Source organism: Amycolatopsis sp. NPDC051372 (assembly GCF_040682095.1).
GTDB lineage: Bacteria > Actinomycetota > Actinomycetes > Mycobacteriales > Pseudonocardiaceae > Amycolatopsis.
In genome coordinates this window covers 196,154-205,046 of record NZ_JBFBAF010000018.1, presented here as the reverse complement: position 1 = coordinate 205,046, position 8,893 = coordinate 196,154, and the positions used below count along the sequence as shown (strand labels likewise).

The 8,893-nt window shown below is 69.2% G+C and carries 9 protein-coding genes; 6 read left to right on the top strand and 3 right to left on the bottom strand.

The window, feature by feature from the left end; all coding sequences use genetic code 11:
* Window positions 1-414 precede the first annotated feature (414 nt).
* A complete protein-coding gene (locus tag AB0M56_RS26970; RefSeq protein ID WP_364180514.1) occupies window positions 415-1,875 on the top strand; it encodes a SulP family inorganic anion transporter in 1,461 nt (486 codons plus the stop codon).
* Here the strand turns inward: AB0M56_RS26970 and AB0M56_RS26965 are convergent.
* Window positions 1,872-2,747 (bottom strand): LysR family transcriptional regulator, encoded by an 876-nt coding sequence (locus AB0M56_RS26965; RefSeq protein ID WP_364180512.1) that lies wholly within the window; start codon window positions 2,745-2,747, stop codon window positions 1,872-1,874. The genes AB0M56_RS26970 and AB0M56_RS26965 overlap by 4 nt on opposite strands.
* Before the next feature lie 70 nt (window positions 2,748-2,817).
* Between AB0M56_RS26965 and AB0M56_RS26960 the strand changes: the two genes are divergently transcribed.
* The 4 genes from AB0M56_RS26960 to AB0M56_RS26945 all read left to right on the top strand — a co-directional run bounded on the left by AB0M56_RS26960 (window position 2,818) and on the right by AB0M56_RS26945 (window position 6,829).
* Complete coding sequence (locus tag AB0M56_RS26960) at window positions 2,818-3,024, top strand: hypothetical protein (protein WP_364180510.1); 207 nt, start codon at window positions 2,818-2,820, stop codon at window positions 3,022-3,024.
* Window positions 2,970-3,959, top strand: coding sequence for an FAD-binding oxidoreductase (locus tag AB0M56_RS26955; protein ID WP_364180509.1), 990 nt, complete (start codon window positions 2,970-2,972; stop codon window positions 3,957-3,959). The genes AB0M56_RS26960 and AB0M56_RS26955 overlap by 55 nt, the downstream gene beginning before the upstream one ends.
* Before the next feature lie 110 nt (window positions 3,960-4,069).
* Entirely contained in the window at window positions 4,070-4,498 is a 429-nt protein-coding gene (locus AB0M56_RS26950; RefSeq protein ID WP_364180508.1) for a hypothetical protein, read from the top strand.
* A gap of 291 nt (window positions 4,499-4,789) precedes the next feature.
* The gene (locus tag AB0M56_RS26945) at window positions 4,790-6,829 is read left to right on the top strand and encodes an alkaline phosphatase family protein (RefSeq protein WP_364180507.1); all 2,040 of its coding nucleotides are present in this window, start codon (window positions 4,790-4,792) and stop codon (window positions 6,827-6,829) included.
* Window positions 6,830-6,878: 49 nt separating this feature from the next.
* Here AB0M56_RS26945 and AB0M56_RS26940 read toward each other — a convergent pair whose 3' ends face one another.
* On the bottom strand, window positions 6,879-7,094 hold the full coding sequence (locus tag AB0M56_RS26940) for a hypothetical protein (RefSeq protein ID WP_364180505.1): 216 nt from the start codon (window positions 7,092-7,094) through the stop codon (window positions 6,879-6,881).
* A 119-nt stretch (window positions 7,095-7,213) separates the two neighbouring features.
* On the opposite strand from AB0M56_RS26940, the gene AB0M56_RS26935 reads away from it, so the two are divergent.
* Entirely contained in the window at window positions 7,214-8,365 is a 1,152-nt protein-coding gene (locus AB0M56_RS26935) for an acyltransferase (RefSeq protein WP_364180503.1), read from the top strand.
* Window positions 8,366-8,380: 15 nt separating this feature from the next.
* Here the strand turns inward: AB0M56_RS26935 and AB0M56_RS26930 are convergent, their stop codons facing one another.
* A complete protein-coding gene (locus AB0M56_RS26930; protein ID WP_364180501.1) occupies window positions 8,381-8,788 on the bottom strand; it encodes a nitroreductase family deazaflavin-dependent oxidoreductase in 408 nt (135 codons plus the stop codon).
* Between the last annotated feature and the right edge of the window lie 105 nt (window positions 8,789-8,893).

Below are 8,893 nucleotides of genomic sequence, written 5' to 3'. Positions count from 1 at the left end.
AGGCACGCTTTCCCGCCTTGACAACACGTCACCGGCCGTCAACACAATCCAGCTTCGGGGTGCACCCCCCACGCAACACGCCCCGCGAGGCCCGAACCCGCACCCCCCACGCAACACGCCCCGCGAGGCCCTCTTGTCTTGGCTGCAGAAGCTCACAACGGAAGACCCCATGCCTAGACCGGCCACCCACCGTGAGGTGATCCCCGCCGCACTCGACCAGGGAGGTCGCGACCACCCGGTTCACGCTGATCTAACGTCGAACCCCGAGTCGCCACCGAGGGCGGCCGCTCCCCGGGCGAGCTGGGCGGCGCCCCGCAGTGGCCGCCAGACTGGAGAAGCCGGGGGTGCAACCCCAGGCGCGTCGGCGGCGCGTCCGAACGAGTCAGGGCGTGTGGCGTGCCGAAGGTGTTCCGAATGGCCCGGCCGGCGTGGTTGTCGCCCAAGGTGGCGCGGGTGGAGGTGCTCGGCGGGCTCGTCGTGGCGCTCGCGCTGATCCCCGAGGCGATCTCGTTCTCGATCATCGCCGGCGTCGACCCGCGGGTGGGGCTGTGCGCGTCGTTCACGATGGCCGTGGTGATCTCGATCGTGGGTGGGCGCCCGGCGATGATCTCGGCCGCGACGGGGGCGATCGCGCTGGTCGTGGCGCCGCTGGCGCGTGAGTACGGGTTCGGCTACCTCATCGCGACGGTGATCCTCGGTGGTCTGATCCAGATCCTGCTCGGCGCGCTCGGCGTGGCCAAGCTGATGCGGTTCGTGCCGCGCAGCGTGATGGTCGGGTTCGTCAACGCGCTGGCCATCCTGATCTTTCTGGCGCAGCTGCCATCGCTGATCGACGTGCCGTGGCCGGTCTACCCGCTCTTCGCCGGCGGCCTGCTGCTCATGGTCTTCCTGCCCCGGCTCACCAAGGTCGTCCCGGCGCCGCTGATCTCGATCGTCGTCCTCACCACGCTCACGATCGGCGCCGGCATCACCGTGCCGACCGTCGGCGACAAGGGCGCGCTGCCGTCCTCGTTGCCCGTGCCCGGAGTGCCCGACGTGCCGTTCACGATGAACACCCTCACCTTGCTCGCGCCGTACGCGATCGCGTTCGCGCTGGTCGGGCTGATGGAGTCGATGATGACGGCCCAGCTCGTCGACGACATCACCGACACCCGGTCGAGCAAGACCCGTGAGGCCATCGGCCAGGGCATCGCCAACGTCGTCACCGGCATCTTCGGCGGCATGGGCGGCTGCGCGATGATCGGGCAGACCATGATCAACGTCAAAACCGCCGGCTCCCGCACGCGCCTGTCGACGTTCCTGGCCGGCACGTTCCTGATCATCCTGTGCATCGTCTTCGGCCCGCTCGTCTCGCGGATCCCGATGGCCGCGCTCGTGGCCGTGATGGTGCTCGTCGCGTTCGGCACGTTCGACTGGCACAGCATCGCCCCGGCCACGCTCAAACGGATGCCCGCCGGCGAGATCACGGTCATGGTGATCACCGTCGCCGTCGTGGTGGCCACCAGCAACCTCGCGATCGGCGTGGTCGTCGGCACGATCACCGCGATGGTCATCTTCGCGCGCCGCGTCGCGCGGCTGCTCGACGTGACCGCCGCCGTGGACCCCGACGGCAACCAGGTCGTCTACGCGGTCACCGGCGAGCTGTTCTTCGCCTCCAGCAACGACCTCGTCTCCCGCTTCGACTACGCCGGCGACCCCGCCCACGTCGTCCTCGACCTCACCGACGCCCACATCTGGGACGCCTCCACCGTCGCCGCGCTCGACGCCATCACCACGAAGTACGCCGCCCGCGGCAAAACCGTCGAGATCGTCGGCCTCAACTCCCCGAGCGCCCGCATGCACGGCCGGCTCACCGGAGAGCTCACGGCACACTAGAGCACCGAGCGCGCGAACTCGATCAACGTGCGCGCGGCGGGACCGCTCGGACCGTCGGCCCGCCACGCCAACGCGAGCTGACCACGCAGCCGCGGTCGCAGCTGCAGCATGTGCAGCTCGGCGGCGTAGTACCGCGCAAGGGATTCCGGCACGATCGCCACGCCGAGACCGCGCATCGCCAGCTGTGCCAGCACGTTCGGGTCGCTGGCCTCGATCGTCACGCGCGGGTGGACCCCCGCCGTCGCGAAGCCGCGGTCGAGGACACCGCGCACGCCGGTGCCCTTCGGCAGGCAGATCAGGCCGCGGCCGGCCAGGTCGGCGAACGTGACCTCCGAACGTGCGGCCAGATCGTCGGACACAGCGGTGACGGCGACGACGGCCTCGTCGAGCACGACCTGCGCGGCGAGGCCCGCGGGCACGCCGTCGGCGAGGCCGATCACGGCGACGTCGAGGCGGCCTTCGCGCAGCGCTTCGACCATCACGTCGGAGTTGGTCTCGCCCAGGGTGATCTCAACCCCCGGGTAGCGCTCGGCGAAGCCGGCGAGGAAATCGGGCAGCGCGACCGGTCCCGCCGACGTCACGATCCCCATCGCCACCTGCCCGCGGACCAGACCCTCGTGCTCGGCCACGGTCTCGCGCACGGCGGCCACCGCGGCGAGCGCGGCGCGCGCGTGCGGCAACGCGGCGGCGCCGACGTCGGTGAGCCGCACCGCGCGCGCCGACCGGTCGAACAACGGCTGCCCCAGCTCGCGTTCCAGGCGCCGGATCTGCGCACTGACGCCGGGCTGCGCGACGTGCATCCGGGCCGCGGCGCGCGTGAAGTTGGCTTCTTCGGCGACGGCCACGAAGTACTCGAGCTGGTGCAGTTCCATAAGCACTGATTCTAGCTCTGGGAAGTACTATCTCTTGGACTTCTCGAAAGCCACGAGCCACGCTGGAGTCATGCAGACCTTCACCCCTGGCCAGGACGGCTACCGCGAGGAAATCGCCGGTTTCCAGACCGGCATCGAGTCGGCGCCGAAGCTGGTCGTCGCCGCCACCACGGCCGATGACGTCGCCGGGGCCGTGCGCCACGCCGCGGCCCGCGACCTCCCGTGGCGGTCCAGGCGACCGGCCACGGCCTGCGCGCCCCGGCCGACGGGGTGCTGATCTCGACGCGCCGCATGACCAACGTCGAGATCGACCCGGTCAGCGCCGTCGCCCGGGTCGAGGCCGGCACCACCTGGGGCAAGGTGCTCGAGGCCGCCGCCGAACACGGGCTCGCGCCGCTCAGCGGCTCGGCGCCCGGCGTCGGAGTCGTCGGCTACACGCTGGGCGGCGGCTTCAGCCTGCTCGGGCGCCGCTACGGCCTCGCCGCCGACCACGTGCGCTCCGCCGAAGTCGTGACCGCCGAGGGCACGATCGAACGCACCACCGACCTCGGCGACGGCGTGATCACCGCGCTGGAGTTCGGCCTCGTCCCCGTGACCAGCCTGTACGGCGGCGGCCTCTACTTCGACACCCCGAAGCTGCCCGAGGTCCTGCACACCTGGCGCGACTGGACCGCCGACCTCGCCGACACGCTCACCACGTCACTCGCCCTGATCCCCTACCCGGACCTGCCGATGGTGCCGGAACCGTTGCGTGGCAAGCACATCGCCCACGTCCGCGTCGCCCACCTCGGCGACGACGGCCCGCGGCTCGTCGCACCTCCGCGCGCGCTGGGACCGCTCGTGGACACGCTCAAGACCATGCCGTTCACCGACTCCGGCTCCATCGCCGCCGAGCCGCCGCATCCCCACGCGTACCTCGGCGACAACCGCGTGATCGCGCATCTGCCCGACACCACGATCGACGCGATCCTCGAGCACGCCGGCCCTGGCGCGCCCGTGCCGACCGTGCTGATCGTCGACCTCCTCGGTGGCGCCTACGTCCATGCGAAGGCCCCGGACTTCACTCCCGACTCGCGCTACACGATCCGCGCTCTGTCCGTTTTGGACGAATCCGGACCGGACCCGGTGCGCGCGGCCCACGCCAAATTGTTCGCCCCGCTCACCGCGACAGGCCGGTTGCGCAGTTTCGTGTACGGGCAGCCGCTCTCCTAAGTCGATCTCAAGTTTTCACCGGAGGTCTCGACGCCCGCCGCGCGCTGAGTAGATTTGCGCCAGGCCAGTCGAATTCTGGGGGCTGGCACTACTGGGAAGGTTCACCGCGAATGGGTATTCAGGATTCTTCGCGCCGTTTTTCCCGACTCGCCGCGGTCGTCGCGGCGACCGCGGTCGCCGGCGGCATGCTGCTCACCGGCGCCACGGCCGAGGCGGCACCGCAGTCGGCCAACGCGTGTTCGGGCTCCCACCAGGCGGGGGGCGCGCCGCAGGTCTGGAGCAAGGCGTCACACTCGGGCTGCAGCGTGTTCGGTTCGCCGGGCCGCAAGCAGGGCTACAGCTTCACCGTGACGAACAACCAGACCGCCTGCGTGCAGGGCTGGGGATTCGACTCGGCGCACCCGAAGGGCGGCTGGTTCGACATCGGCTGTGGCGTTTCCGGGCACATGACCGTGCCGTGGGGAAATGTTCTGGGCGAACCGCAGGTGCGCGTGAAGAGCGTTTCCCTCCTGCCGACACTGCCCGACTGGTACAAATGATTTCCTGAAACCGCGGCCGGCGAATTCATTTCCCCGATTGAATTCGCCGGCCGTTTCTTTCACTCCTCACCCCGGCGGTTGCCCTTTCTCCACTCGCACCGCACGCCCGCCAACGCCTGACCACAATTGGGCGTTTTGTGCGGTTTCGGGGCACTTGATGCGGTCTCGTGGGACCGTCTGCCCTCAACCGTCGGCCGCCTGCCAGTGATCGCTCCGCAGGTGTTCACGTGGCGTTGGTGTCGGCTGGATTGGATCGACGGTCGACACCACCCTCGCGTGAGGAGTTTTGCCTTGTCCGCCGACCCCACCACCCCCACCCCCGAGCCCGACTCCGGCACCACCCGCCGCCGGTTCCTGCAGGGCGCGGGCGTCGCCGCCGGAGCGCTGATGTTCGGCGGGATCGCCGACGCGGGCACCGCGAACGCCGCCACCCTGGGCAGCAACGGCCTGCCTCGGGGGTTCAAAGGCGACCTGTCCGACCTGAGACACGTCGTGATCCTGATGCAGGAGAACCGCTCGCTCGACCACTACTTCGGCACGTTCCCCGGCGTGCGCGGCTTCAACGACAAGCAGGCGCTGAAGTTCCAGGACGGCACCAGCGTCTTCCAGCAGAAGGACAAGACCGGCGCCATCGTGACGCCGAAGGTCGACGACGGCATGTGGGGCAACGACCACGGTGCCTGGGGCGACGTCGCGCACCGCAGCTGGGACCAGTGGGTGCAGCACAACGGTGCCAGCTGCATGAACTACCACAGCGACGGCTACATGAGCTTCTACCACTCGGTGGCGGCCCAGTACACGATCGCCGACCAGAACTTCTGCTCCGAGTTCGGCCCGACCGACCCGAACCGCAAGTACCTGTGGAGCGGCACGTCCAACACCGAGACCGGCAACACGGACGAGTCGAACTACAGCCGCCCGTGGATCACCGTGCCCGAGCAGCTGCAGCAGGCCGGCATCGACTGGCGCCTCTACTCCGACAACAGCGGCAACGGCCGCCAGGGCTACCTCAGCTCGTGGATCGGCGACTACGGCGACAACGAGCTCAAGTACTTCAAGGGTTTCGAACCCAATGGACTGAGCCCGCTGGACCCGAAGTTGCAGCCGGGCACCGGCCTGATCTGGCGCGGCAACGCCACCTACTACGCCGGCAAGACCACGCCGGACGACGACTCCGACGCCAACCTGCAGGCCGTCCTCAAGGACTTCCGTGACGCCTGCCGGCCGGGCGCCGAGCACCCGCTGCCGGCCGTCTCCTGGCTCGTGGCGCCCTACGGCTGGTCCGAGCACCCGGACGCCGACACGCTGCACGGCGAGCGCTACGTCCAAGAGGTGCTCGCGATCCTGCAGAGCAACCCCGACATCTGGAACCACACTCTCTTCATCCTCAACTACGACGAGAACGACGGGAAGTTCGACCACGTGCTCCCGCCGTGGCCCGAGGCCGGCACCGCGGGCGAGTACACCGGCTCGTACCCGCTCGGCTTCGGCCCGCGCGTGCCGATGCTGCTCGTCTCGCCGTGGTCGCGCGGTGGCTACGTCGCCTCGGAGGTCTTCGACCACACGTCGACGATCAAGTTCCTTGAGAAGTGGGCGGCGCACCTCGACAAGCCGTTCACCTGCCCCAACATCAGCGACTGGCGCCGCTCGATCGCCGGTGACCTGACGAGCGCGCTCGACTTCGCCCACCCGCAGACCGGGCCGGCGACGTTCGCGGACGCGGCGGCCGAGCAGCCGGTGAAGGTCGCGGCCGGCCACATGAAGCCGCGGCCGCTGAGCTTCCAGCCGCACGCCACCCTCACGCAGGACCACAAGGGCAAGGTCACCGCGAAGATGACGCTGGCCGGCGGCGACAAGGGCAAGGCCGTGAGCTTCCAGGTCTTCCCGGACAAGCTCAAGCCGTTCACGAGCACGCCGTTCACGGTCACCGAGCGCAAGTCGCAGTCCTACACCTGGGACACCGCCGCCACCGGCGGCGAGTACGCGTTCTCGATCTACTCGAACGACGGCTTCGTGCGCTCGTTCGCGGGCAAGGTCACCGCGTCCGGGCACGACCCGCGAGTGGACGCCGACCTGCTGCAGCCGACGCTGCTGGTGCGTGAGCAGCACGTGCGCTTCACGCTGCACAACGACAACCTGCTCAAGCCGATGCACTACAAGCTGACCGCGAACGACTTCAGCGGCGGGACCAAGACCGTCACGGTGCTCGGCCTGCTGCCGGCGGTCGTGAACTGGCCGACCGAAAACGGCTACTACGACGTGGTCATCACGGTCGAGGGCGACTCGACGTGGCAGCAGCGCTACGCCGGCCGGATCGGCGAGGACTGCTGACCCTGGTCACCGACGGCGGCCGGTGGATCCTTCACGGGTCCGCCGGCCGTCAGCGTTTGTTCCGGCGGACGCGGTCGTGCCAGGAGTGGTCGCTGCTCTGGTAACGGGCGAGCTCGGCGGCGTGAAAATCGCGGCGCGTCTCCCTGAGCGCGTCCCAGCCGTCTTCGGCCGCGCGACGGCCGCGTCGGCGGGCCCGGAGGTCGAGGGCGGCGGCGACGCCGATCACCACGAGCACAGCCCCGACCAGGATCACCAACAGCGTCACAGCCCCCACCACCCAGAGCAATCGCAGGTCACGGGCGCGAACCCGCCGCGCGGGTGCCCGTGATCGTCCACCTATACTCCCACCGCAGCCAGGCGATTGGGGTCGATTTCTTGCGAACGATGAGCCATGACGAGTACCTCGGCATGCGCAGGTTCCCCGGCCTCGACGGTCTGCGCGCCATCGCCGCCACGATCGTCGTGTTCTTCCACTTCGCCGGGCCGAAGTTCGTGTGGCCGTCGGGCTGGGTGGGCGTCTACATCTTCTTCGTGCTGTCGGGGTTCCTGATCACGACGCTGCTGCTGCGCGAGCAGGACCGCACCGGGCGCATCTCGCTGAGCGGCTTCTACGTGCGGCGCGTGTTCCGGATCCTGCCGCCGTACTTGGTGATCCTCGGCGGGATCATCGCGTTCGTGCTGCTGCGCGGCGAGTTCCTCACGCGCGACTTCCCCCACGCGCTGAAGTACTACCTGACCTTCCTCAACGAGTTCTTCCCCGGCTCGCACGGCAACGGCTCCGACAACTTCTTCTCCGGCTCGTGGACGCTGGGCATCGAGGAGAAGTTCTACCTGGTGTGGCCGTTCCTGCTGGTCGCGATCGGCATCGGCGCCGCGCGGCGCAAGCTCGCCCTGGTGCTCGCCGCGATGGCCGTGCTGCTCGCGCTCGTGCCGCTGACCACGGGCGGCTGGCTGCTCGACTTCTCGCCGACGGCCGTCTACCGCTCGAGCATCCACTACGCCATCCTGCTCGGCGGCTGCCTGCTCGCGATCCTGCTGCACTACCGGCGCGGCTTCGCCGCGCTGCGGCCGTTCACGCACCCGCTGGCCGCGATCCCGATCGTCGCCGGGTTCCTCGTGCTGCACGCCAACCTCGACCCGCTCTGGCGCGAGACGCGGCAGAACCTGCTGGTGCTGCTCGCGTACGCGGCGCTCACCATGCTGCTGCTGATCGTGCTGCTGTCACCGGGCCCCGCCCGCTGGCTGCTTTCGACGGCGCCGATGCGATTCGTCGGCGAGCGGTCGTATTCGCTGTACCTGCTGCAGGGCCCGGTGCACTTCGTGGTGGTCCAGGCCGTACCGGCGCTGGGTCACAACCGGCTGATCACGGCCGTGACGGTGTTCCTGGTCGACCTCGCGATCGCCGACCTGATTCACCGCTGGGTCGAACAGCCGATGATCGCGACCGGCAAACGGCTGCTCACGCGCCGGCAGGCCCGCAAAGCCGCACGGGCCGCGGTTCCTGCCGACGCGACGCCGGTGCCGGCTCGCGTTTGAGCGGTTCGGGCGTGCTCAGCGCTCCAGCACGAAGACCGGGATCAGGCGCGTGGTCTTCTTCTCGTAGTCGGCGAACCCGGGCATGTGCTTGACCATGCCGGCGTAGAGGCGGTCGCGCTCGGCGCGGTCCTCGATCAGCTTGGCCGTGGCGTCGAACTTCTCGGTGCCGATCTCCAGCGTGACCTTCGGGTTGGCCACGAGGTTGTGGTACCAGTCCGGGTTGGTGTCCGCGCCGCCCTTGGACGCGGCGATGACGTAACGGCCGTCGCCGTCGGTGGTGTAGACCAGGGGCGCAACGCGCTGCGCGCCGCTCTTCGCGCCGGTGTGGGTCACCAGGATCATGTTCGCGCCCTCGAACATCCCGCCGACCTTGCCCTCGTTGGCGCGGAACTCGTCGACGATCTGCTGGTTCCAGTCCGACATGGGGTGGTGTCCCTCCAGTTTGGTTTGCGAGCAAACTTACTTTGTTTGCAAAACTGATGTCAACGCGAGGTACCCTCTTGCGCGACAAGGTGTTTTGCGTGGTTC